Consider the following 23,263-nt stretch of genomic DNA (forward strand, 5'->3'; position numbering starts at 1 on the left):
GAACCTCAGATGCCGGCTGCGCCACTGCGCAGCCTGGTCAGGAGTTGCGTGCGCTGGAGCGTACGGTCGAGGAGCTCACGCTCCTCCGCCGTAGTGCCCGAGCGCTGGACGAGTTGGACGAGGACCGTCTCCAGGTCCTCCAGCAAGCGGCGACGCGCGGGGTCGTCGCCAGCGGGGGAATCGAGCAGGAGTCGCGTGCTGCCGAGCATCTCGCGGGCCCAGATGCCAGTGAGGGAATCCATCACGGCGTCGGCGGGAATCGAGGCCACGATGGTGACGAGCGCCTCGGCGCGCTCGAGATGCTCGCGGGACGCAATGCGCATCGACGGCGAGCTGCCGTCGGCGCGCGTGGCGGCCGGCAGCGCGGCCGGCAGCGTCGTGGGTGCATTGCGGCGCGGAGCGGCCGCGAGCTGCTGCGTCGGATTCGTGAGCGGCGAAGGCAGGCTCGTCTCGGTCTGCGGCGCCGCGATCTCCGTCGCCGGAGCGCCGGTATCAGACGTGGCCGGGAGCGCAGTGCTCGACTCCGGCCGTTCGGCGACCGTGGCCGGCGCAGTGCGGTCATCCATCACGAAGCGACCGATGCCGATGCCCACGAGCAGCGTGGCGGCCATCCCAATCCAGGGTGCGACGCGCTTGAGCGGGCGCCGCGGTCCGATGGCAATGATGTCCGGTGCCGCTGCGGCGCCGTACCGTGCGCCGCGTGCCGCCACGATCGCCTCCCACATCTCGTCGCGCGGCGTCACCGCCGGCGGGGCGTTGTAGTCCCGCGTCTCGCGCTTGATGAAGTCCTCGAACTGTGCGTCGCTCACGATGCCCACTCCCCGGCGAATTCCGCCAATTCTTCCCGTAGCCGAGCCCGCGCCCGGTGCAGCTGTGCCTTGGAGGTGCCTGGCTGGATTCCCAGCGCGCTGGCGATCTCCTCGTGCGTGTAGCCTTCCACGTCGTGCATCACGAACACCGTGCGGTAGCCGTCCGCGAGGCCATCGATCGCCTTGCGCAGTCGCAGCTTGAGGTCTGGTTCGGCCTCGCGCGTCGCGACCTCGGCATCCGGCAGCGTGTCCCCGGTCAGTTCCCGCCCGTGGATGCGCCGCACCTTCTTGAGCCCGTTGAGGATCACCGACGTCGCGATGGCGTGGAGCCAGGTGGCGAGGGACGAATCGCCCCGGAAGTCGGCGAGCTTGCTGAAGGCCCGGACGAACGTGTCCTGCGTGAAGTCGCGGGCGAGGGTCTCGTCCCCAGCCATCCGCCAAGCCAGCCGGTAGATGCGGTCCACGTGCGCGTCATAGAGCTGACGCTCTGCGCGTGGATTGCCCCGCAGGATCTCGGCGATGAGTTGAGCGTCTGTCACGGGGTGGGATTCGCGTGCCGGACTTCGGTGTACGCCCCAGAGACAGGGGGAGTCCGGAAAGGGTTGCGTGGGGGAGTGCGAATCCGTACGGGGGGCGCGGGGGTGGGGTGTCTACCGGGCCGCCGCGAGCGCTAAGGTGTTGCGCTAGAGGGTCTTGCCTTTCAGGCGCATCAGGATGGCGCGGATGGCGGCGGGGTTGCTCGCGAGGGAGCTCCGGATCTCGAGCGAGCGGACCCAGGTGTAGCGGTTGGTGAGGGGGAAGAACGGGGGGCGGCGGTTCGTGATTTGGCAACGGTCGGGGATGCCCGCCCAGCGCAGTCCGGTGGTGTTGCCGTTGTAGAGCTGCGAGTAGGTGCGCATCGCGGTGCCGCCCACCAGGCGGAAGCATCCGGCGGCCGTGTTGCCGCCGGCGTCGGCAGGGCAGGACAGCGGGACGCTGTTGACGGCGGCGACGTTGTTGCCCTCGGTGCCGACGGTGCCGGTGAGGCTCATCAGCTGGGCGTGGACGGCCACTTCGCGCGAAGTGCCGAGGTGTTTGGTGATGCTCGGTGGGTTCGTCGTGCCGAGTGACGGCGACTGCTGATGGGCAATGCGCTTGGCACGCAACAGCGCGTTGTTGGCGACGAGAATATCGCTGGTCGCGACGACGCCCAGTTGGTCGTCGCAAGCCGCGGTCGCCGGGTCGGCGGGGTCCTGCACCTGCTGGAGTTGGTCGATGATGACGACCGGGCCATCGACAATGAGCGTGAGTTGTCCTCGCAGCAGTCCGCTCAAGTACAGCGGCCCCCCTGTCGCCCGCATCACGCCTCGGGATGCCGCGTTCGATGCGCCGCCCAGCGGCCAGAGGTACGGAAGTTCGTCGGCCTGCCGCACGGTGGCCGCGATGCCACTCACCGCCGTCCCACCAAAGGCGCGCCACGAACCAAGCGTGGCGAGGGTTCCGGCCACGCATCGCCCGTTCGAGGTCGCCTCCGTGGTGTTGATCAGACACGACCGCGACTGCGGCGTGAACGTAGTGTCGCGTCCGCCGTAAGTCCCCGTTCCGGCTGCAACGCCCCACGGCACCGTGTCGGCCGCGGTCCCTGTGACCACACCGGCAACGTTCGTCTTGCGCTCCGTCGGCATCAGGAACGGACTGCCAGCGGGGAAACAGCGCGCCGTCGTCTGATTCAGGATTGCTTCGGTCGACGACCAGTCGTAGGCATCCATCCCGTTCATCGTCGGGTTGTTGATCGACGGAAAGTTGCTGCCGCCCGTGCGCTGGATGATCGCCCGGGCCCAAGTCGTCCGGTGTACTGCGACGGGGAAGAACTGCCATTCGCCGTCACGGTAGTAGAACGCACCGCACTGATTCTGGATCACCGCGTCGTCCCACGGCTTCGCGTAGAACTGCGGGCCGATCGGAATGAAGAAGGTGTAGCGATAGAAGCCGTCGGACGCGTCGACGCTCACGCGGAGCCGCGACGTGTCCATCCCTGCGGCGAGATCGAAGATCCGCGCGTAACCCTCGCCGTTCTCTATCGTCCCGTTGGCATTCGCGTCGAACGCCACAAACTCAAGCCGACTCCCGCGGACCCACCCTGCACCAGAGCCAGTGACGGGCGCAAACCGCAGGTTCCCGGCGAGCGCGAGCGTGTCGAGCCGAGGGAACGTCGAGTCGACCGGATACGCAACCATCGGCACGTTGCCCGCCGAGTCGCCGCTGAAGGTGGACGTACCGGCAAAACCTGCCGCCGTCGTCACGGAATCCAAGAAGGTGCTCGCGGTCGCCGCCGTGCTGCCAGAACGCCAGGCATCGTTGCTGTGCACACGCCCAGCGAAGACGCCAGGCCCGAACGTCAGGGAGGCCGGAAAGCTGTCCACGAGCATCTGGTATCGGCTGAAGCTCTCGCGCCGAAAGTCCACGCGCCGCACGTGGCGCGTGCCATTGGCGTCCCACGCGCGCGCAACGAGGGTGATGTGCGGCGTCGAGAATCCCGACGTGTCGCCCGTAGCTGCACCATAGACATCCACTGACAGCTGCGAGCTGACCGAACCATCCGCGTTGGGAATCTTCAGGCCGCTCGCCAACACCCGCATCCCCGTGTCCGGGATGCCCAGCGTTACGTCGTGCTCGAGCCGCGACACGACCATCTCGATTGCCGATTCCGCCGCAAGCCGATAGTCCCGTTCCCTGTCGTAGAACCGCGAGAGAAGCCCCGCGCTCGACGACATAAAGATCGCCGCGATGGCGAGCGCAGCCACGGCCAGTGTCATCAGCAGGACGAGGATGAGCGCCGATCCGCGTCGGGCCTTCAGCGCGCGCCGCGCCCTCAAGGCAAGGTCACCGGGTTGGTCTGCACCACCGCGGAGGTCGCACCGCCGCAATCCACGGTGCTGACACCGTAGCGCACCTGGCCGTTGTGGGACGGATGATAATGATCATAGCGATACGAGCCCACGCGGAGCGCAGGCACCGCAGCCACGCGCGTCCAGGTCACCGGACTGCTGTTGTACCGAATCCAGACGACGTAGTGTGTCACGTCGCTGTCGCCTGCGGAGTCATCGCCCGACGCGGTCCATCCGACCCTCACGTGATAGGAGCCGCTACCCGTCGCCGTCTGTTTGGTGTGCCAAGGTGAACTCGGCGCCCCCGGCGCTCCCCCACAGTCCACCCCCGCCGCCGCCGCCGCGTTCGGCAGCACCGTCCGCCACCGTACCGTCCGAATCACGTCGCTCGTATCGATCTTCCCCTTGTAGATCCCCGACGAGCGCAGCCCAACCGCTCGTACGTTCGCCAGCGCGGCATCCGTCCACAGCATCGGCAGGCTCCCCGCCGCCACCTCCACCAGCGTATCCCCCGATGCCGTGAAGTACGAGAAGAACGCCGAGTCGGCCGGCACGTGGATGCTGCTCACCAGGGGCACCGAGTCGGCCGCGTTCACCCGCCTATACAGGGTGTACACATCCGAGCGGCCCCAGGCCGGATCGGGATGCAGGAAGTACTGGATGGTCTCGTTGCGGCTGGCAATCCCGTCGGCATCGAAGTACGCCTCGGTCGGGAATGTCGTGGACGTCAGCGGCAGCGTCGTGGCATTCGCAAGCCGCCAGCCCTCGGTGATGGCCGAGTCGGCGCTGGCATCCACATCCAACGCAGCCGGGTCGAGCGTATCACGCGCCAGCAGGTTGGCGGTGAAGGCGATGCCCAGCGGCCCCGCGTACACGAGCAGCGGCTGCCCAGGGTCCGACGTCGCGAGACGCAGCTCGCGGTCAATCGCCCGTTGCGCGTAGCGCGCAATCTGGTCGGCATCAAGCCGTCCCGCGGTCGAACCCAGCGCCCGCGTCTGCGCCCGCACGAACGGCAACGTGATGGCGAACACGGCCAACGTCAGCGCCATCGCGACGATGATCTCGACCAGCGTCATACCGCCGCGCGCGCGCATCTGCTCAGAAGGCCGTGATGACGGTGGTCTTCACGATCGGCGTGTTCAACAGGTACGACGAGACGCTGACGGTCACGGTCACGTAGTCGGTCGTGTCGGACTGCGTCCGCACCGCCGCCGTCGCCCGCGTGAATGGATCGTAGCCCTGCATCGACGGGTTCGCCGTGGCGGTCGCGCTGGTCTCGGTGGTCCCATTGAACGTCGAGACGAGCGTCGCATACCGCGAGTGCGACCGTACCGCCTCGAGCCGTGCCGCCGCAAGGTCGCTGGCCAGCGTCAGGTTCGTCGCGTTGCGCGTAGCCCGCGTGAACCCCTGCCCAAACTGCGACAGCGCCAGCATCACGCCCGACAGGATGACGATGGCGAACAGCACCTCGATGATGGTCATCCCCGGCCTGGCCGGGAGGCGAACGGCGCGCATAGAGCGTAAACTATAGCCCTATGGCCACCATCGCCGCGATGCTCACCGATCCCACCGCGCTCAAGCGGCTGGGGGCGGCCGTCCACGACGACCACACGCTGCTCCACTGCGCGTCGTGGGAGGCCCTCGAACAGGCCTGCCAGCAGGACGGCGTCTCGCTCGCCATCCTCGACCTCTTCGCCGAGGGACGAGCCAACTTCGACGTCATCCGCCGCCTCAAGATGCGCGCCGAACGGCTCACGCTTGTGGCCTACGTCACAGTGGTCCCGGAGCGGGCCCGCGACCTCTTCGACGCCGGCCGCGCGGGCCTCGACGGCCTGCTCATCGCCGGCCTGGACGATACGCCCACCGCCTTCCGCGCGGTGCTCGAACGCGCCGAGGCCCGCGGCATTGCGCAGATGCTCCGCCCGAGATTGGCCAAGTACACCCCACTGGTCCGCGACGCGATAATGGTCGCGGTCACCCGGGCGCATCTCCGACTCACGGGGCAACGCCTGGCCGAAATCTGCGGCGCCAACAAGCGCGCCCTGCTCTCCGGCCTCGACGAAGCCGGCGCCCCGCCGCCGCAGAAGCTCATCACCTGGGGCCGGCTGGTTGTCGCCGCGCAGATGCTGGAGGACGAACGGAAGACGGCCGACGGCGTCGCGCGCCTGCTCGACTTCCCCTCTGGCTCGGCGTTCCGCAATACTTGCCAGCGCTACTTGGGCGCCACACCCCAGGAGATCCGTGCCAAGGGCGGCGCCGCCTGGGTCGCCAGCCGCTTCCTGCTGGAGCTCGGCACCCGGAGCTGAGCGCCCCTCAGTACTCGCGCCGCGTCCAACTCCCGCTTGAGCGCGTCCAGAACGCGGTGCGCGCCGTCGCGCCCGTGATCACCACCGCCCGCATCTCCTGCGGTCGCGTCACCGTGGTTCCGATGTAGATGACGACGTCGCCGCCCAACGTCCCGTTGGCGCCGATGCGCACGGCCTGCTGGAGGGCAGGGCGGCCAGTCACGAGCCCCGGACCGGTCACATAGGCGGGCGTCGCCGCATCGAGCGTGGAGTCCGGCGCGAGGAACAGCGCGCCCTCCAGCGGACGGTACGAGACAGTCTCGTTCACCGAGACTTGGCCGTCATCGTCGGAGTCGAGCAAGACGCGGATCCGATGCCCCGACTCGCCAGAGGCATCGAACATCAGCTGCACCGGAATCCCGCGCGCGATGGCCGACTGCTGCGCGCCGATCACCACGTTCTGGATGAGCCGCACGTTGGCGTCCATCCGGTACCGCGCACTGGTGAACCGCGCGACCATCCAGCCGGAGACGATCCCGATGAGGGTCATCACCATCAGGATCTCGAGCAAGGTGAACCCTCGGCGCTGGCGCATCACGATGCGCAATCTACGCCGCCACGCTACTCTTGTGCGATGCTCGTCCTCGGCCTCACCGGCAACATCGCCGCCGGCAAGTCCGTCGTTGCCGCCCGGCTCGCCGCCCTCGGCGCGCCCATCGTGGACGCCGACCTCCTCGCCCGCGAGGCCGTCGAGCCCGGCGCTCCTGCCCTTGCCGCCATCGTCGCGCGCTTCGGGCCGGGCGTGCTCGCTGCCGACGGCCGCCTCGATCGCGCCGCGCTCCGGCGCATCGTCTTCACCGACGCCGCTGCCCGCGACGCCCTCAACGCCATCGTCCATCCCGAGGTTGACCGCTTGCGCCGCGCAGCCCTCGCTCGGCTCCGGGCCTCCGGCGCCACGGTCGTCGTGTGCGACATCCCGCTGCTCTTCGAGGCCGGCTTGGAATCGGCTGTCGACCGCATCATCCTCGTCGACGCACCGGCCGCGGTCCGCAAGGAGCGCCTCATCCGCGACCGCGGACTCAGCCCCGCCGAGGCCGACGCGATGATCGCCGCCCAGATGCCGCCGGAGTCGAAGCGGGCGCAGGCGCATCACCTGCTCGACAACAGCGGCTCCCGCGAGGCGCTCGACGCGCAGGTGGACGCGCTCTGGGCAGAGCTCACTGCTTGATTCTCCCCCGCGGGCGGGGTAGCCTTCGCCCGTTGGCCAATTCCTTCCCGACCCCCCTCTCGGAGCTGCACGTGTCGTCGATCCCGGCGGATCTGCTCTATACGAAGGACCACGAGTACGTGAAGAAGAACAGCGATGGCACCGTCCTCGTCGGCATCACCGACTACGCCCAGGGCGAACTCGGTGACATCGTCTTCCTCGACCTCCCCAAGGCCGGCAAGAAGCTCGCCGCCCACGACGTGTTCGGCACCATCGAGGCCGTGAAGGCCGTCAGCGAGCTCTACGCGCCGCTGGCCGGCGAGATCGTCGAGGTCAACGGCAAGCTCGATGGGGAGCCGGCGCTCGTGAACACCGATCCCTACGGGGATGGCTGGATGATCAAGATGAAGGTGTCCGCCGCCGACCTCGCCGGGCTGATGGATGCCGCGGCGTACGGGAAGCTGATTGGGCAGTAACCGCTGAACGGCGGTTCACCACAGAGGGCACAGAGTACACAGAGAACCGCAACAGCAAGACTTGGGGGGCTCGCACCGATGGTTCCGTGCGAGCCCCCAAGCAATTGTAGTGCTCTGCGTCCTCTGTGCCCTCTGTGGTGAATGAGCAGTTACGCCTGCGCGTACTCCTCAATCGGCGGGCACGAGCACACCAGGTTACGGTCCCCGAACGCCGACTCCACGCGCCCGACCGCCGGCCAGAACTTCCGCTCGCGCACCCACGGCAACGGATACGCCGCCCGCTCACGCGAGTAGCCGCGCGCCCAGGCATCGCTCACGACCACGTCCTGCGTGTGCGGCGCGTGCGCCAGCGGGTTGTCCTCGCGCGAGAGCACCCCGCGCTCGATGTCCCGGACCTCCTCGCGGATGCTGATCATCGCCTCCACGAAGCGATCCAGCTCGGCCTTCGACTCGCTCTCCGTCGGCTCGATCATCAGCGTTCCCGCCACCGGGAAGCTCACCGTCGGCGCGTGGAAGCCGTAGTCCATCAGGCGCTTGGCGATGTCCTCCACCTCGACGCCGGCCAACTGCTTGAGCGGCCGCGTGTCGAGGATGCACTCGTGCGCCACGTGGCCGTTCTTGCCCTTGTAGAGCACCTCGTAGTGCCCCTTGAGCCGCGCGGCGATGTAGTTGGCGTTGAGGATCGCGACCTTCGTCGCCTCGGTGAGGCCCTCGCCGCCCATCATATCGATGTACATCATCGAGATGGGCAGGATGCTCGCCGAGCCCCAGGGCGCTGCGCTCACCGCACCGATGCGCGTATCCTTCGGCTCGAGGCCCACCACGCCGTGGCCCGGCAGGTACGGCGCCAAGTGCGCCACCACGCCGATCGGGCCCATCCCCGGGCCGCCGCCGCCGTGCGGGATGCAGAAGGTCTTGTGCAGGTTCAGGTGGCAGACGTCCGCACCGATGTCGCCCGGACGGCTGAGGCCGACCATCGCATTCATATTCGCGCCGTCCAGGTACACCTGGCCGCCGTGCTCGTGGATGATCGCGCAGATGTCCTTGATGCTCTCCTCGAACACGCCGTGCGTGCTGGGATACGTCACCATCAGCGCCGCGAGGTTCTGCGAGTGCTGTTCGGCCTTCGCCCGCAGGTCGGCCACGTCGATGTTGCCGTTGGCGTCGGTCGCGCACACTACCACCTGCATTCCCGCCATCACCGCCGAGGCGGGGTTGGTGCCGTGCGCCGACTGCGGGATCAGGCACACCGTGCGGTGGCCCTGCCCGCGCGCGCGGTGGTATGCGCGGATCACCAGCAGCCCGGCGTACTCACCCTGCGAGCCGGCGTTCGGCTGCAGCGAGACCGCGGCGAAGCCCGTCACCTCGGCCAACGCCTTCTCCAGGCGGCCGAACATCGACTGATAGCCCTTGGCCTGCTCCGCCGGCGCGAAGGGATGGAGGCCGCCCACCTCGCTCCAGGTCACCGGATACATCTCGGCGCTGGCGTTGAGCTTCATCGTGCAGCTGCCCAGCGGGATCATCGAGTGCGTCAGCGACAGGTCGCGCGACTCCAGCGTACGCATATAGCGCAGCATCTCCGTCTCCGAGTGGTACTTGGAGAAGGTCGGGTGCGTGAGGAAGTCGCTGCTGCGGCGCACGCGCTCGTCGTAGCGCGCGTCCACCGTCTTGGCGAGGGCGTCGAGGTCGAGCCCGTGCGCCGCGCCGAGGTTGAAGGCGGTCAGCAGGTCGCTGACGTCGGCGACGGTGGTGTTCTCGCCCATCGACACGCCCAGCGTCTTGCGGTCCACGACGCGGAGGTTGATGCCGAGCTTGCCGGCGGCTTTCACGATCTTCCGGAGGTTGCCACCCACCGGCACCGTGACGGTGTCGAAGTAGATGCCCGCCTGCGGCTCGATGCCGAGCTTGCGCAGGCCGGCCGCGAAGAGCTCTGCGCGGTGATGCACGCGCATCGCGATGCGCTTGAGGCCCTCGGGACCGTGCCACACCGCGTACATCCCCGCCATCACGGCGAGCAGCACCTGCGCCGTGCACACATTTGACGTCGCCTTCTCGCGGCGGATGTGCTGCTCGCGCGTCTGCAGCGCCATCCGCAGCGCCGGCTTGCCCGACGAATCGCGCGAGACGCCGATGATGCGGCCCGGGATCTGCCGCTTGTAGTCGTCCTTGGTGGCGAAGAACGCCGCGTGCGGTCCGCCGAAGCCGTACGGCACGCCAAAGCGCTGCGAGTTGCCCACCGCCACGTCCGCGCCCCACTCGCCCGGCGGCGTGAGTAGCGTCAGCGCCAGCAGGTCCGTCGCGACGATCACCAGGCCACCCGCCGCGTGCACGCGATCGCAGAGCTCGCGGTAGTCCTCCACCTGGCCGGTCGTGTTCGGGTACTGGAGCAGCACGCCCGCGACCTTCTTGTTGGGCTTCATCTTCGTCACGTCCACGACCTTCACCTCCACGCCGCGCGCCTCGGCGCGCGCCGTCACCACCTCGATCGTCTGCGGGTGGCAGTCCTTGGCGATGAGGAAGGTGTCGCGTCCGTCCTTGCCGACGATACCGTGCACCATCGTCACCGCCTCGGCGGCCGCGGTGCCTTCGTCGAGCAGCGAAGCGTTGGCGATCGGCAGGCCCGTGAGATCGCTCACCACGGTCTGATAGTTCAGCAGCGCCTCGAGCCGTCCCTGCGCAATCTCGGCCTGGTAGGGCGTGTACGCGGTGTACCAGCCCGGATTCTCGAGGATGTTGCGCTGGATCACCGCCGGCACGTGCGTGTCGTAGTAGCCCATTCCAATGAAGGAGCGCCGCACCTCGTTGGCGCTCATCTCGGCGCGGAAGGCGGCCAGCGCCTCCTGCTCGGACTGCGCCGCCGGCAGCGCCAGCGGGCGTCGCAGACGGATGTTGTCAGGCACGGTCGCATCGATGAACGCATCGAGCGACGAGTAGCCGAGGGTCTTGAGCATTTCGGCCTGCTCAGCCTCGGACGGACCGAGGTGGCGGCTGACGAAGGTGTCGGGCGCGGGATGCGCGGACGCGGAAGCGGACACTGATGGGACTCCTCAAGGGCCTGAGGCCCTGGGTCACCGGGGGGCGAAACCTGCGGAATGAGCACGACCGGCTGGACGTCGGCGCGCGTTGAGGAATTTAGTCGGGTTGCGCTGGAGGTGCGTAGATTGGATGGGGCAAGACGGAAGGCGCCCGTCTCCCATCTCCCAACCCTCTCCCGTCTCCCCTCTCCCCGCCGTCACCCCCCTCCCCCTCTCCCCTCTCCCCCCTCCGCGATGTCCACCAGAATCGAAGTCGCCAAATCCGGTATCAGCTTCGGCTCCGCCCTCGCCATCGCCATCAGCTGGAGCGTCAACAAGTCCGTGCTCTGGGCGATTCTGCACGGCATCTTCAGCTGGTTCTACGTCATCTATTACGTGATCGTCCGCTAGATGCCGCTGGGCAGCCGTTGGCGCCTGCTCGTCAGCCCACCCGCCGACGGGGCGACCAATATGGCCGTGGACCACGCGCTCTTTGAGCGCGCCGCCACGGCCGACGATGCGGTGCTGCGTCTGTATGCCTGGACGCGCCCGACCCTTTCGCTCGGGATGCACGAGCGCGCACGGCTCGACGCGACTGCCGTTGCCGCGCGGGGCGTGGACGTGGTCCGACGGCCCACCGGCGGCCGCGCCCTGCTCCACCACCGCGAGGTCACCTACAGCGTCACGGCCCCGACGCAGGGCCGAACACTCGGCGAGACCTTCCGCGCCATCAACGCGCTCCTGCTCGACGCCCTGCAACGACTCGGCGTCGCCGCGTCCGAAGCCGAGCGGCGAGGGCGCGCCACCGCCCCTGACGGCGCCGCCTGCTTCGCGGAGCCCAATGCCGGTGAGCTGGTCGTCGGCGGACGCAAGCTCGTCGGCAGCGCGCAGCGCCGCGACGAGCGCGCCCTGCTGCAGCACGGATCCATCCTGCTGGCCGACGACCAGGCGATGGTCGCCAGCCTGCGGGGGAATACCGAAGCGGTGCCGCCCGCCGCCACGCTGCAAGACGCCCTCGGCCGCGACGTCAGCGCCGATGAAGTGCACGCGGCGATGCGTGCGGCACTGCACCGTGCAAGCGGCGCGGAGCCAATCGACCTGAAGGAGGATGAACTGGCGCGAACTCTCGGTGCGGACATCGCGAGGCTCGAGCGCCACTATCGCGATCCCGCCTGGACCTGGCGACGCTGAGCACTGGCGGCCGGTCGGGCGTAAGTTGAACGACGCACGCCCGGACGGACCCGCCTCGTTGCACCCGACCACCCTCCCCCTGCGTATGCGCCGCCTCTCCTGTCTCGTCGCGCTCGCCCTCGCCGCCTGTGGTGGCGACTCGTCCTCCGGCCCGCTCGGCGGCACGGTTGTCATCGCCGCCGCGGCCGACGCCGACGCGTTGCTACCGCCGCTGGTGCGCACCTCGCAGGGACGCCTCGCCTCCGAACTGCTGTTCGATCGTCTCGCCGAGATCGGCCCCTCGCTCAACACCGTCGGAGACGCCGACTTCCGTCCGCGGCTCGCGTCGCGCTGGAGTTGGAGCGCCGACTCGCTGTCCATCACATTCACGCTGCATCCCGACGCCCGCTGGCACGACGGCCGCGCCGTCACCGCCGCAGACGTCGAAGCCGGATATCGCCTCTTCGCCGACTCCAGCATCGGCTCGTCGGTGCGCGCCAACATCGCCGACGTCAGCAATGTCGCTGCGGTGGACCAGCGCACGGTGCGCATCAGCTGGACGCGCCGCTCGCCTGAACAGTTCTATGCTGCGTCGCTGATCGTGCCGATGCCCGCGCACCTCCTCCCGACCGATGGCACGCCGCTCGCCACCAGCGCGCTGGCGCGGCAGCCGGTCGGCAGCGGGGCGTTCCGCTTCGTCGTCTGGCAGCCGCTGGAGCGGCTCGAGCTCGTGGCCTTCGACGACTACTATCGCGAGCGCGCGCGGCTGGACCGTGTCGTGCTCAGCGTGTCACCGGAGCCAGCCACCGGCCTCGCGAAGATCTGGACCGAGCAGGCCGACGTATGGGAGCTCGTCCCCGCCGGCGACATCGCCGAGGCCCAGCGCTACCCGCACGTGCGCCTGCAGATGGGCCGCGCCTTCGACTACGCCTACGCCGCCTTCAATCTCCGCGACGCGCGCGACCGCTCGCGCCCGCACCCGCTGTTCGCCGACCGCAACCTGCGCCGCGCGATCAGCTTTGCCGTGGACCGCGAGCAGGTGGTCAAGGCCATCTTCGATACGCTGGCCTACGTGTCCCAAGCGCCAGCCGTGCACGCGCAGGACGTCTTCGACTCCACGATGCGGGCACTTCCGTTTGATCGTGCCCGCGCCGCCGCGTTGCTCGACTCACTTGGCTGGCGCGTGGACGCGCGCGACGGCATCCGCCGGCGCGACGGCCGGCGCCTCGCCTTCACCGCGCTGGTGCCGGGGTCGAGCCGCAACCGCGAGCAGGCCGCCGTGCGCATCCAGGAGCAGTTGCGGCAGGTCGGCGTCGCGATGGACGTCGAGCGCGCCGAGAACCAGACGTTCACGCAGAAGCGACAGCAAGGGCGATTCGACCTCGTCTTCGGCGGCTGGCTCACGACGCCCAGCGCCAGCGGCATCCGCAGCACCTGGGGTTCCTCGAGTCGACCGGGCTGGGGCTCGCTGAACGACGGACGCTACGAAAGCGCCGATTTTGATGCCGCAGTCGAGGCCGGCCTCAATGCGATGGATCGCGCCACGGCAAAGGCGGAACTCGCACGTGCGTATCGCATCCTCGCCGAGGACGCTGCGGCGATGTTCCTGTACGAACCGCGCACCGTCGCGGCCGTGCATCGCCGCCTCAACGTGCCGGCCTGGCGCGCCGACGGCTGGTGGCGCAACCTGCACGAGTGGTCGGTGGATCCGGCGCAGCCGCTTCCGCGTGACGCCCGAACGACGCCGTAAGCCGTCGATCGCGTGACCCGCGTCCTGCTCGTCCGGCTGGGCCAGGCGCTGCTGGTCGTCGCGCTGGTCGTCACCGCCTGCTTCGCCCTCATTCGCCTCGCGCCGGGCGACCCGTTCTTCGCCGCGCTCGACGAGCCCGGCGTGCCGGCCGAGGCCGCCGCCGCGATGCGCGAGCGCTTCGGATACGATCGGCCGCTGCCGGTGCAGTACGCCCGCTTCGTCACCGAGCTCGTGCGCGGCGATCTGGGCTGGTCGCACTCCCGCAGCCGCCCCGTGCGAGAGGTCATCTCCGCGGTGCTGCCCAACACGCTGCTGCTCGCCGGCACCGCGCTCACGCTGGGGCTGCTGCTCGGCGTCGGCATCGGCGCCTGGCAGGGCTGGCGCTATGAGTCGCGTCTCGCACGGGCCAGCGACCGCGCGTTGCTCGCGGTGTCGTCGGTCCCGGAGTTCGTACTCGGCTTGGTGCTGGCGATGCTCTTCGCGCTCGAGTGGCGCCTGCTGCCCGTCAGCGGGATGTCGCGCGAGGGGGTAAGCGGCCTCGGCGAGGTCTTGCGGCATCTCGTCTTGCCGGCGGGATCGCTGGCCATCGTGCTCGCCGCGGTGCTGGCGCGGCACCAGCGCGCCGCGATGCGCGCCGTGCGCGACGCCGAGTTCATTCGTGCCGCGCGCGCTACTGGCATCAGCGAGCGGCGCATCCTCTTTCGGCACGCGCTGCGCAACGCCATCGAACCCGTGCTCACCGTCTTCGGCGTGATGGTCGGCGGCATCGCCAGCGGCACCGTGCTCATCGAACGCATCTACGACTGGCCGGGTTTGGGCCGCACCTTGGTGGAAGCGGTCAGTCAGCGCGACTATCCGCTGGTGGCCGGCACGGTGCTCGTCACCAGCAGCATCGTCGTGCTCGCAACGCTGGCCGCAGACCTCGCCGTCGCCTGGGCCAACCCGCGCCTGCGAGGACGGCTCTGATGCGCCTCCCGTCGGTGCCTGCGCCGCTGCGCTTTCCGCTGGCCGTGCTCGGCGCGCTGGGCGTAGCCGCGCTCTTCGCCCCGTGGCTCGCGCCACACGCACCGTACGCGCAGCTCGACCCCATCGGGCTCGCGCTGCAGCCGCCCAGCGCCGCGCACTGGTTCGGCACCGACCCCTACTCCCGCGATGTCCTCTCGCGCGTGCTTTTCGGCGCGCGCACCTCGCTCGGCATCGCGACGCTGGCCGTCGCCGTCGCGCTCACACTCGGCGTCCTCATCGGCGCTGCGGCGGCGCTGCGAGGCGGCATCGTCGACGCCGCGCTGATGCGCCTCACCGACGCGGCGCTCGCGATTCCCCGATTGCTGTTGTTGCTCCTCGTCGTCGCCGCCACCGGACCGATGCACCCCGCGGCGCTCGCTGCCGTCCTCGGCGCCACGGGGTGGATGACCAGCGCGCGGCTCGTGCGCCAAGAGACACGGCGCCTGCTCGCCACCGAGTACGTGCGCGCCGCCATCGCGCTCGGCGTTCCGCGGCGCCGGCTCTGGCGCGGACACATCCTCCCAGGACTCCTCCCGACGCTCGCGGTCGCGGCCACGGTCGCGTTCGCCGCGGCGCTGCCGCTCGAAGCCGCGCTCTCGTACCTGAGCTTCGGCGTCCAACCGCCCGATGCCAGCTGGGGCAACATCATCCTCGAAGCCGAGAACCGCTTGCTGCGCGCCTGGTGGCTGGTGCTCTTCCCCACGCTCGCCATCGTCGTCGCCACGCTCTCGGCGAATCTGCTCGCCGAGCGCATTGCCGCGCGGCAGGAAGGCGACGCGTGACGACTGACCGCAGCGCGGTGACCGCAGCGCCCAGCGCGCCGCCGGTGCTGCAGGTCCGGCAGCTCGGCGTGCGCAGTCGCGGCCCGCGGCCGCGCGACATCCTCTGCGACCTCAGCTTCGATCTCACCGCCGGCAGCAGCGTCGGACTCGTCGGGCGCTCCGGTGCCGGGAAGAGCTCCGTCGGCAACGCCATCCTCGGATTGCTCCCGTCCGGACTCGAGCTGCACCCCGACACTCGCATCACGCTCGGCGGCGAAGAGCTCACCGCGCTGCCGCCTGCGCGGTTGCGCCGCCTGCGCGGCCAGCGCGTGGCGATGGTCTTCCAGGAACCGCTCACGGCCCTCGACCCGGCGATGCGCGTCGGACGCCAGCTCACGGCCGCGCTCGAGGCGCACGGCGTGGCCTCCGGCGCCGAAGCGACCGAGCGCGCACTCGCGATGTTCGCGCGTGTCGGCATCGACGACGCCCGGCGCAGCGCACGGCGCTTCCCGCACGAGCTCTCCGGCGGCCAGCGCCAGCGCGTCCTGCTCGCGCTGGCGCTGCTGCTCAGGCCCGACGTCCTCATCGCCGACGAACCGACCACCGCCCTCGACGTCACGCTGCAGGCGCAGTTGCTGGACCTGCTCGATACACTGCGCGCCGAGTCGGGCACGGCGTTGCTGCTCATCTCGCACGATCTCGCCGTGGTTGGCGAACGCTGCGAGCGCGTGCTGGTGTTGGAGGGCGGGCGACTGGTAGACGACGGTCCGGCGAATCGCATCGTTGCCGCTCGGCAGGCCACGGCCAGCGGGGCGGCCGCAGTCGCGCGGGCCCGCGAGGCACGGCCCAGCGACCCGACGCTCGCGGCGCCGGACGTGCCACTGCTCGTCGCCGAGGATCTGCGCGTGCACTACAAGGTCCACGACGGGTGGTTTCGCCGTCCGGTCGCGACCGTGCGCGCGGTGGATGGCGTCTCGCTGGCGCTCGAGCGCGGTGAATGCCTCGGACTCGTCGGCGAGAGCGGCTGCGGCAAGAGCACCTTGGCGCGCGTGCTGCTGGGGCTCGAATCACCGACTGCCGGAATTGTGCGCGTGCTCGGGCGCAGTCTCGACGCGCGCGACCGCATCACGATGCGTGCCCTGCGCCGCCGGCTGCAGTTGGTGCCGCAGGACGCCGGCGCATCGCTCACGCCGCAGCGCACCGTGCGCTCGCTGCTGGTCGAGGCGCTGGAGGTCCACGCGCTCGCGCGTGGCGCGGCAGCCGGCGCGCGCGCCGACGCGCTGCTGGCCGAAGTGGGACTCGACCCCGCGCTGGGCGATCGCCGCCCCGGCCAGCTCTCCAGCGGCCAGCGCCAACGCGTAGCCATCGCGCGAGCCCTCGCGCCCCAACCAGACCTCCTCGTCTGCGACGAGCCAGTCGCCAACGTGGATGCCGCCGCGCGCGAGCCGCTGCTCGCCCTGCTCGACCGCCTGCGCAGCGAGCGCGGACTCGCCTTGCTGCTCATCTCGCACGACCTCGGTGTCGTCCGGCGCCTCGCCGACCGCGTCGCGGTGATGTACCTCGGGCTCATCGTCGAGCAGGGGCCGGCCGCGACGGTGCTCGACCAGCCGCTGATGCCGTACACGCAGGTGCTGCGCGCCGCTGTGCCGACGGGGGTACGGCGGGTGCATCCCACCCTCCGCGGCGAAGTTCCGGCCCTCGCCGACGGGCCGACGCGCGGATGCCCGTTCCATCCTCGTTGCCCGCACCCCTTGAAGGATGAGGGGTGTTTGAGCGAGCATCCTGCGTTGCGCCCGGTCACGCTGGATCCCCACGGCCATCTCGCGGCCTGCCTGAAGGTCTCCCTCCCCCCGAGCCTATGACCCCGCATTCGAGTTCCGACGCGCCGCAGCCGCTGTCCCCTGCGCTCGCGCCCTTCGTCGAAGACACGCGCTTCTTCGGCCACCCGCGCGGCCTCTCCACGCTCTTTATGACGGAGATGTGGGAGCGATTCTCGTACTACGGCCTGCGCCCGCTGCTCGTGCTGTTTATGTCGGCCGCGCTGCTCGACGGCGGCTTCGGCCTCGACCGCACGCAGGCCTCGGCCATCGTCGGCATCTACGCGGCGAGCGTGTACCTCGCCTCGCTGCCCGGCGGCTGGATTGCCGACCGCCTGCTCGGCCTGCGACGCGCAATCCTCATCGGCGCGGTGCTCATCACCGCCGGTCACCTGAGCATCGGCCTCTCCGGACTGCTCGGCGGCGGCGCCAAGATCTTCTTCTTCCTCGGCCTCACGCTCATCGTGCTCGGCACGGGCCTGCTCAAGCCGAACATCTCCGCCATCGTCGGCGATCTGTATCCGGCCGGCGGCGCGCGCCGGGACGCCGGCTTCTCGATCTTCTATATGGGCATCAACATCGGCGCCTTCATCGGCCAGCTCGTGACCGGCTTCCTGGGCGAAGCGGTCGGCTGGCACTGGGGCTTCGGTGCCGCCGGCGTCGGGATGCTTTTCGGTCTCCTCTGGTTCTGGTCGCGCGCCAAGGCCACGCTCGGCCCCATCGGCGAAGACATCGTCCGTGACCCCGATCCCGCCGTGCAGGCTGCGCAGGAGCGGAAGGTGAAGCTCACCACCTTCGGCGGACTCGGGCTGCTCGCGGCGGTCTTCGTCGCCGCCACGCTCGGCCTCATCACCATCAACCCGCAGGCCGTCGGGCAGTATATGACCGGCATCCTCGTGGGCATCGCCGTCGCCTTCTTCGCCACCGTGTTCCTGGCCGGCGGCCTCAGCGGCGACGAGAAGAAGCGCGTCGCGGTGATCTTCGTGCTCTTCGTCTTCGCGGCGGTGTTCTGGGCGGCCTTTGAGCAGGCGCCGACCTCGCTGAACCTCTTCGCCAACGACTTCACCGACCGCGACATCCTCGGCTGGACGATGCCGGCCACCTGGTTCCAGTCGGTGAACTCGTTCTTCATCATCGTGCTCGCGCCGGTGTTCGCCGCCCTCTGGGTCTGGATGGCCAAGCGCAACATCGAGCTGTCCAGTCCGGCCAAGTTCGCGGCCGGCCTCGCGATGGCCGGCGTCGGCTTCGCCGTGATGATCGTCGCCGCCAACAAGGTCGTCGCCAGCGGCGGCACCGTGCTCGTTTCGCCCTGGTGGCTGATCGCTTCGTACTTCTTCCAGACCGTCGGCGAGCTCTGCCTCAGCCCGGTCGGGCTGTCGTCGATGACCAAGCTCTCGCCGCGGAAGTACGTCGGCCAGATGATGGGCATCTGGTTCCTCGCCACCTCCGTCGGCAACCTCGTGGCCGGCCTGGTCGGCGGGCACGTGGACCCCACCAAGCTCGAGCAGACGCCGACGGTCTTCGCCGGCACCACGGTCGCCCTCGCCGTGGCGACCCTGGTCCTGATGCTGATGATCGTCCCGATCCGCCGGATGATGGCGAACGTGAAGTAGCGCGCGGCGGCGCTACTCGCCGCGCATCTTCTGTTTCAGGGCCTCGAGCGCGGCGTCCGCCTGGACGTCGCGCTCTTGCCGTCTGGCCGCCCGCCCGAGCGCATCGAGTTCGCTGCGCAGCGGCGCGTCGTCGGGCAATCCGAGATCGGCGTCGGTGAGCGGCCGGTTCTCCGCGCTCATCCCGCTGCCGACGCCGAGGCTGGCCTGCTTGAGCTGCGCTAGCATCTCGTCGTACTCGCGCTCAGCCAACCCGTGCTCGGCTTCCTGCACGTCAAGCTTGCGCTCAAGCACCGCGATGCGCTCGCTGTGCTGGGCCTCGTACTTGGCCGCCAACGTGGCCGTCTCAGCGTCGTTGATGCCCTCGGCCAGCGCGCGGCGGCGCGTCGCCGTCGCCAGTTGGCTGCGCTCCTCGGTGAGGCGGCGGCGCGTCACCTCGGCGCTCTCGGCCAGATCTTCCACACCGAGCTTGGCCAGCGCCAAGGCGCGCTTCATCTCGGCAATCACCGCGCGGCGCTCGGTGGGCGCGACGCGGCCGCCGAGCAGGTCGCTGATGGTCTGCTTGAGCGTCTCGAACATCAGCCGGCGCGCCGCCAGCGCGCCTCGTCCTGCACCTGTCGCATCAGTCGGTCCGGGCTGTGGTGATGCGGGAAGAGTAACGCATCGCTGATGCGGTTGAGCGCCACGCGCAGCAGCGGGAAGCGCTCGGCGGCGAGCGCAAAGAGCAGGGTGAGGCCGTGTTCGCTCGCCAGCCGGTGCTCGGCCGCCATCCGGAAGCCTTGCTGGCCCATCTGCTCGTAGTAGGCCAGCGTCGGGCCGCCGCGGCGGTGCTGCCGCTCGGTGATGTGGTCCGGGAACATCCCGCTCAGCCAGAGGGCGTAGTTGCCGAGGTGCGCGCGCACGAGGAACGCGCGCCGCGGTTCCGAGCGCTCGGCGTCCTCCAGCAACGAGGCCAGCGTATCGTAGGTCTGGTCGTCGGCCAAGTGGATGCGCTGCGCCCGGTCCCGCAGGCCGAAGTGCAGCATCACGCTCGCGGCGTAGTCGGCGAGGGCGCGGTCACGCTCACCGGCCTGCAGGAGGGCGTGGCGCACGAGCACGTAGCAGAACAGCGGCAGCGATGCCTCGTGGCCCCGCGGCGTGCCGACCAGCGCCGGCAGCAACGCCGGATCGTCGAGCAGCGCGTCGAGCCCCTGCTCGCGCAGGGTGTGCTCGCCACGCTCGCGGACCTCCGACCCTTGCTGGGCCAGCAGGGCGAGGACCAGCGCCACGTCGGCGCGGGTGAAACGGGACCGGACATCGGCGAGGATCACGCACGAACCTCCTGAGGGCGCGGTTGCGGGCTATTCTACCACTCGTCCCCTTACGGGGCGATACCCACCGCCGTGCCAGAGGTTGCAGCGGAACCCGGGAACCTCGAATCCCCCCAACGGGAGTAGTACGGGGAGGACCCCACCCATACCTTTATTCCTGTGCTGTACATCTGCATCCCCACGCACGACGAAGCCCCGACGATCGGCGTCCTGCTCTGGCGCATCCGCAAGATGTTCCAGGACTATGCCCGTGAGTACGAGGTGCTCGTCTACGACGACGCCAGTGCGGACGGCACGCGCGAGGTGCTGGAGCCCTACGCCAAGGCGCTCCCGCTGACCGTGCTCGGCACCACGCAGCGCGTCGGTTACGCGCGCGCCGTCGAAGTGCTCCTGCGCGAGGCCGCCAACCGGACCAAGTATCCGCGCCGCGATGCCGTGATCGTGATGCAAGGAGACTTCACCGATCGACCCGAGGATATCCCCGAGCTGGTGAAGCGCTTCGAGGGCGGAGCCGACGTCGTGGTCGGCGAGCGCCGCCTACCCGACGACGCACCTGACGAGATTCGCAAGCTGCATCGCTACGCCGCCTGGCTGCCCAAGCTCTGGCCGCTCAAGCACGCGGTCGCCGTGCCCGGCGTGACCGACCCTTGGAGCTCGATGCGCCTGATACGCATCGCCACCGTCCGTGACGCGCTGCGCGCGCTCGACCGCGGCGCGGCGCCGGCCGATTCCACTTGGCAGGCCAACCTCGACCTGCTTGTCGCCATCGCGCCGCACGCCCGCCGGATGGAATCGGTGCCCGTCACCCTGCGCTACGACCTGCGCCAGCGTGAGACCCGCCGCGCCGCGTGGCCCGAAGCGTGGGGTCTGGCCAAGTCGGCTTGGGCGGCGCGGCGCCGTCGCATTGAGCCCGTGCGTCCCCCTGCCCCGGCCGCGCGCGGCCAACAGCCCGCCGCGCCGTGATGCGCGTCGCGCACGCCGTCGCTGGTGTGGTCCTGGGCGCCCTCGCCGCTACCGACGTGACCGCCCAGGAGACGCCTGCCCCCGTACCCTTCGTGGTCGGCGAGGCGCTCACCTACGACGTGCGCTTCGGCGCCATCAAGGTGGGCACCGGCCGGATGCGCGTCCTCGGCCAAGTCCCCATCCGCGGACGACCCACCTGGCACGTCCGCTTCAGCGTCAGCGGCGGCACGGTGTTCTACCGCGTGAACGACGTGTACGAGAGCTGGATGGATATGGCCACGCTCAACTCGCTGCAGTACTTCCAGGACCTGCAGCAGGGATCGCGCGACCGCGAGCGGATGTTCGAGATCTACCCCGACCGCGCCGTCTACCGCGAGACCAGCCGCAACGATGAGGACCGCCCGTCGGTCAGCGACCCGCTCGACGACGGCTCGTTCCTGTTCTTCATCCGCACCGTGCCGCTCGAAGTTGGGCGCTCGTACACCTTCAATCGATATTTCCGCCCCGACCGCAACCCCGTGATCATCCGGGTGCTGCGGCGCGAACGCGTGCGCGTGCCGGCCGGCGAGTTCAACGCCATTGTCGTGCAGCCCATCATCAAGACGTCCGGCATCTTCTCGGAAGGCGGCCAAGCCGAGATCTGGCTCTCCGACGACGACAAGCGAATGATGCTCCAGATGCGCTCGCGCCTGTCGTTCGGCTCGCTGAACCTCTATCTGCGCAGCTACCGGCTCTCGGCCGACAGCGCGGAAGTCGAGGGCCGGTGAGCGCCGACCGGCGCCCGCCCCGCGAGACCGATCTCGCACGCGTGCGCACGGTCCCCGTCGCCACGCGCCCCAACAAGGTCGAGTCCGCCGCCTTCGCCAAGGCCCCCGGCGACGCGCGAAGCTTCGCCGACTTCCTCGACGCCCTCCCGCACGTCCTCAAGGCCGACGACTTCCGCGCCATCGTCGCCGCCGTCGCGCGCGCGCACCGTCGCAAGCGCGCCGTCATCGTGATGCTCGGCGGGCACATCGTGAAGACGGGCATCGCCCCCCTGCTCACCGACCTGATGGCGCGCGGCATCATCACGCACCTGGCGATGAACGGAAGCGCCGCGATCCACGACTACGAGATCGCCCGCTTCGGCGCCACCAGCGAGGACGTCGCCGCAGGACTCAAGGACGGCAGCTTCGGAATGGCGGAGGAAACCGGACGCGGGCTTAACGAGGCATTTGTGGCGGGTCGCAATCACGGCTGGGGAATGGGCGAAGCCGTGGGCCGCGCGCTGGCCGCCGAGCCGAAACTCGCCAACGCGGAACAGTCGGTCATCCTCGCCGCGCACCGCGCCTGGATCCCCGTCACCGTTCACGCCGCGCTGGGCGCCGAGATCATCCACCAGCACCCCGCCGCCGACGGCGCCGCCATCGGCGACACCAGCCATCGCGACTTCCGCCGCCTCGCCGCCGCCTGCGAGGAGCTGCACGACGGCGGCGTCGTGCTCAACCTCGGCAGCGCCGTGATTATGCCGGAGGTCTTCCTCAAGGCACTGACCGTCGCCCGCAATGTGACCAAGGGCCGCCCGACCGACTTCACTACGGCGGACTTCGATATGCAGCGGCACTATCGGCCGCAGGAGAACGTGGTGCGGCGGCCGGTGCTCGCCGGGGGAGCGGGGTTTGCGATCACGGGGCACCACGAGATTATGGTGCCGATGTTGGCTTGGGCGATCGTGGAGGAACTGAGTGGGAGAGGGGAGAAGGGAGGGGGGTGACGGCGGGGAGACGGGCGAGGGGAGAAGGCTGAGAGAAGGGAAAGGGGGCTTTGTCCGAATGCTGAAGGGGGCACCGAGCGTTGCTCGGCGCCCCCTCCTTGCATCCGGCTTGGCGGTCCCGCTCAGTTCCCGCCGAACTTCTCCTTCATCCCACGCGCCGTCTCCGGAGCGAAGATCAGCAACACCACGTAGATGATGCAGCCGAGGATGAGCACCGGAATCGCGAGCGCAATCAGCCCAAACAAGATGCTGAACAGCCCGCCCAGAATGCCGAAGAACAGCTTCAGCGCAAAGAGGCCGACGAGGGCGAGGATGCCGATGGTAAAGATGGTCCGGAGCATAGCGATTCCCGTGTTGGGGTCTGAGGGAGAATACGCGAGCCCCCCCCGGCAGTTTCAACCCGACACCAAGCCATCTCCCCTCTCCCAACCATCTCCCCCCTCCCAACCGTCTCCCCTCTCCCCCC

At 69.6% G+C, this 23,263-nt stretch carries 23 protein-coding genes; 13 read left to right on the forward strand and 10 right to left on the reverse strand.

The genetic code is table 11. The features are described from left to right. Positions 1-5: 5 nt before the first annotated feature. The 5 genes from KF689_10665 to KF689_10685 form a co-directional block, all read right to left on the reverse strand. Positions 6-809 (reverse strand): hypothetical protein, encoded by an 804-nt coding sequence (locus tag KF689_10665; protein ID MBX3133832.1) that lies wholly within the window; start codon positions 807-809, stop codon positions 6-8. Next, positions 806-1,348, reverse strand: a complete 543-nt coding sequence (locus KF689_10670) for an RNA polymerase sigma factor (protein MBX3133833.1) — start codon at positions 1,346-1,348, stop codon at positions 806-808. Before KF689_10670 ends, KF689_10665 begins: the two co-directional genes overlap by 4 nt. Positions 1,349-1,492: 144 nt before the next feature. Continuing rightward, positions 1,493-3,664: a hypothetical protein gene (locus KF689_10675; protein ID MBX3133834.1), complete on the reverse strand. Its 2,172-nt coding sequence runs from the start codon at positions 3,662-3,664 to the stop codon at positions 1,493-1,495. After that, positions 3,661-4,770: a hypothetical protein gene (locus KF689_10680; GenBank protein ID MBX3133835.1), complete on the reverse strand. Its 1,110-nt coding sequence runs from the start codon at positions 4,768-4,770 to the stop codon at positions 3,661-3,663. The genes KF689_10675 and KF689_10680 overlap by 4 nt, the downstream gene beginning before the upstream one ends. 4 nt (positions 4,771-4,774) lie before the next feature. Further along, on the reverse strand, positions 4,775-5,191 hold the full coding sequence (locus KF689_10685) for a prepilin-type N-terminal cleavage/methylation domain-containing protein (protein MBX3133836.1): 417 nt from the start codon (positions 5,189-5,191) through the stop codon (positions 4,775-4,777). Between the two features lie 20 nt (positions 5,192-5,211). Between KF689_10685 and KF689_10690 the strand changes: the two genes are divergently transcribed. Next, positions 5,212-5,982 carry a helix-turn-helix transcriptional regulator gene (locus KF689_10690; protein MBX3133837.1) on the forward strand — a complete coding sequence of 257 codons (771 nt, stop codon included), beginning with the start codon at positions 5,212-5,214 and terminating at the stop codon, positions 5,980-5,982. A 7-nt stretch (positions 5,983-5,989) separates the two neighbouring features. Here the strand turns inward: KF689_10690 and KF689_10695 are convergent, their stop codons facing one another. Beyond that, a complete protein-coding gene (locus KF689_10695; GenBank protein MBX3133838.1) occupies positions 5,990-6,556 on the reverse strand; it encodes a prepilin-type N-terminal cleavage/methylation domain-containing protein in 567 nt (188 codons plus the stop codon). A 39-nt stretch (positions 6,557-6,595) separates the two neighbouring features. On the opposite strand from KF689_10695, the gene coaE reads away from it, so the two are divergent. Both coaE and gcvH read left to right on the forward strand, forming a co-directional pair. Beyond that, positions 6,596-7,189, forward strand: coding sequence for a dephospho-CoA kinase (coaE, locus tag KF689_10700; protein MBX3133839.1), 594 nt, complete (start codon positions 6,596-6,598; stop codon positions 7,187-7,189). 71 nt (positions 7,190-7,260) lie between these two features. After that, on the forward strand, positions 7,261-7,644 hold the full coding sequence (gcvH, locus tag KF689_10705; protein ID MBX3133840.1) for a glycine cleavage system protein GcvH: 384 nt from the start codon (positions 7,261-7,263) through the stop codon (positions 7,642-7,644). A gap of 149 nt (positions 7,645-7,793) precedes the next feature. Here the strand turns inward: gcvH and gcvP are convergent, their stop codons facing one another. Beyond that, the gene (gene gcvP, locus KF689_10710; protein MBX3133841.1) at positions 7,794-10,679 is read right to left on the reverse strand and encodes an aminomethyl-transferring glycine dehydrogenase; all 2,886 of its coding nucleotides are present in this window, start codon (positions 10,677-10,679) and stop codon (positions 7,794-7,796) included. 234 nt (positions 10,680-10,913) lie between these two features. Between gcvP and KF689_10715 the strand changes: the two genes are divergently transcribed. From KF689_10715 to KF689_10745, 7 genes are all read left to right on the forward strand, one after another. Next, positions 10,914-11,069 (forward strand): hypothetical protein, encoded by a 156-nt coding sequence (locus KF689_10715; protein MBX3133842.1) that lies wholly within the window; start codon positions 10,914-10,916, stop codon positions 11,067-11,069. After that, on the forward strand, positions 11,070-11,849 hold the full coding sequence (locus KF689_10720) for a lipoate--protein ligase family protein (protein MBX3133843.1): 780 nt from the start codon (positions 11,070-11,072) through the stop codon (positions 11,847-11,849). A gap of 85 nt (positions 11,850-11,934) precedes the next feature. After that, the gene (locus KF689_10725; GenBank protein ID MBX3133844.1) at positions 11,935-13,578 is read left to right on the forward strand and encodes a peptide ABC transporter substrate-binding protein; all 1,644 of its coding nucleotides are present in this window, start codon (positions 11,935-11,937) and stop codon (positions 13,576-13,578) included. 12 nt (positions 13,579-13,590) lie between these two features. Then, positions 13,591-14,544 (forward strand): ABC transporter permease, encoded by a 954-nt coding sequence (locus KF689_10730; protein ID MBX3133845.1) that lies wholly within the window; start codon positions 13,591-13,593, stop codon positions 14,542-14,544. Then, a complete protein-coding gene (locus tag KF689_10735) occupies positions 14,544-15,365 on the forward strand; it encodes an ABC transporter permease (GenBank protein ID MBX3133846.1) in 822 nt (273 codons plus the stop codon). Before KF689_10730 ends, KF689_10735 begins: the two co-directional genes overlap by 1 nt. Then, positions 15,362-17,206 carry an ABC transporter ATP-binding protein gene (locus KF689_10740; GenBank protein ID MBX3133847.1) on the forward strand — a complete coding sequence of 615 codons (1,845 nt, stop codon included), beginning with the start codon at positions 15,362-15,364 and terminating at the stop codon, positions 17,204-17,206. The genes KF689_10735 and KF689_10740 overlap by 4 nt, the downstream gene beginning before the upstream one ends. Further along, positions 17,203-18,774 carry a peptide MFS transporter gene (locus KF689_10745; protein ID MBX3133848.1) on the forward strand — a complete coding sequence of 524 codons (1,572 nt, stop codon included), beginning with the start codon at positions 17,203-17,205 and terminating at the stop codon, positions 18,772-18,774. The genes KF689_10740 and KF689_10745 overlap by 4 nt, the downstream gene beginning before the upstream one ends. A 12-nt stretch (positions 18,775-18,786) precedes the next feature. Here KF689_10745 and KF689_10750 read toward each other — a convergent pair whose 3' ends face one another. Continuing rightward, on the reverse strand, positions 18,787-19,350 hold the full coding sequence (locus KF689_10750; GenBank protein MBX3133849.1) for a hypothetical protein: 564 nt from the start codon (positions 19,348-19,350) through the stop codon (positions 18,787-18,789). Beyond that, positions 19,350-20,081, reverse strand: coding sequence for a hypothetical protein (locus tag KF689_10755; protein MBX3133850.1), 732 nt, complete (start codon positions 20,079-20,081; stop codon positions 19,350-19,352). The genes KF689_10750 and KF689_10755 overlap by 1 nt, the downstream gene beginning before the upstream one ends. 159 nt (positions 20,082-20,240) lie before the next feature. On the opposite strand from KF689_10755, the gene KF689_10760 reads away from it, so the two are divergent. Genes KF689_10760 through KF689_10770 form a run of 3 tightly spaced genes read left to right on the forward strand, consistent with a single transcriptional unit; the run spans position 20,241 to position 22,797 of the window. Continuing rightward, on the forward strand, positions 20,241-21,044 hold the full coding sequence (locus KF689_10760) for a glycosyltransferase family 2 protein (GenBank protein ID MBX3133851.1): 804 nt from the start codon (positions 20,241-20,243) through the stop codon (positions 21,042-21,044). Beyond that, on the forward strand, positions 21,044-21,811 hold the full coding sequence (locus KF689_10765; GenBank protein MBX3133852.1) for a DUF3108 domain-containing protein: 768 nt from the start codon (positions 21,044-21,046) through the stop codon (positions 21,809-21,811). Before KF689_10760 ends, KF689_10765 begins: the two co-directional genes overlap by 1 nt. Next, entirely contained in the window at positions 21,808-22,797 is a 990-nt protein-coding gene (locus KF689_10770) for a hypothetical protein (protein ID MBX3133853.1), read from the forward strand. The genes KF689_10765 and KF689_10770 overlap by 4 nt, the downstream gene beginning before the upstream one ends. Positions 22,798-22,919: 122 nt before the next feature. On the opposite strand, the gene KF689_10775 is transcribed toward KF689_10770, so the two are convergent. Further along, a complete protein-coding gene (locus KF689_10775) occupies positions 22,920-23,138 on the reverse strand; it encodes a hypothetical protein (GenBank protein ID MBX3133854.1) in 219 nt (72 codons plus the stop codon). Positions 23,139-23,263: the final 125 nt, after the last annotated feature.

This window comes from Gemmatimonadaceae bacterium (assembly GCA_019637355.1).
In the GTDB taxonomy this organism is placed as follows: domain Bacteria; phylum Gemmatimonadota; class Gemmatimonadetes; order Gemmatimonadales; family Gemmatimonadaceae; genus Pseudogemmatithrix.

Coding starts and splice junctions, on each gene's coding strand:
- KF689_10680 (MBX3133835.1), bottom strand. CDS start 4,770: ATGCGCGCGCGCGGCGGTATGACGCTGGTCGAGATCATCGTCGCGATG.
- KF689_10685 (MBX3133836.1), bottom strand. CDS start 5,191: ATGCGCGCCGTTCGCCTCCCGGCCAGGCCGGGGATGACCATCATCGAG.
- KF689_10690 (MBX3133837.1), top strand. CDS start 5,212: ATGGCCACCATCGCCGCGATGCTCACCGATCCCACCGCGCTCAAGCGG.
- KF689_10695 (MBX3133838.1), bottom strand. CDS start 6,556: ATGCGCCAGCGCCGAGGGTTCACCTTGCTCGAGATCCTGATGGTGATG.
- coaE (MBX3133839.1), top strand. CDS start 6,596: ATGCTCGTCCTCGGCCTCACCGGCAACATCGCCGCCGGCAAGTCCGTC.
- KF689_10715 (MBX3133842.1), top strand. CDS start 10,914: ATGTCCACCAGAATCGAAGTCGCCAAATCCGGTATCAGCTTCGGCTCC.
- KF689_10720 (MBX3133843.1), top strand. CDS start 11,070: ATGCCGCTGGGCAGCCGTTGGCGCCTGCTCGTCAGCCCACCCGCCGAC.
- KF689_10725 (MBX3133844.1), top strand. CDS start 11,935: ATGCGCCGCCTCTCCTGTCTCGTCGCGCTCGCCCTCGCCGCCTGTGGT.
- KF689_10735 (MBX3133846.1), top strand. CDS start 14,544: ATGCGCCTCCCGTCGGTGCCTGCGCCGCTGCGCTTTCCGCTGGCCGTG.
- KF689_10745 (MBX3133848.1), top strand. CDS start 17,203: ATGACCCCGCATTCGAGTTCCGACGCGCCGCAGCCGCTGTCCCCTGCG.
- KF689_10750 (MBX3133849.1), bottom strand. CDS start 19,350: ATGTTCGAGACGCTCAAGCAGACCATCAGCGACCTGCTCGGCGGCCGC.
- KF689_10765 (MBX3133852.1), top strand. CDS start 21,044: ATGCGCGTCGCGCACGCCGTCGCTGGTGTGGTCCTGGGCGCCCTCGCC.
- KF689_10775 (MBX3133854.1), bottom strand. CDS start 23,138: ATGCTCCGGACCATCTTTACCATCGGCATCCTCGCCCTCGTCGGCCTC.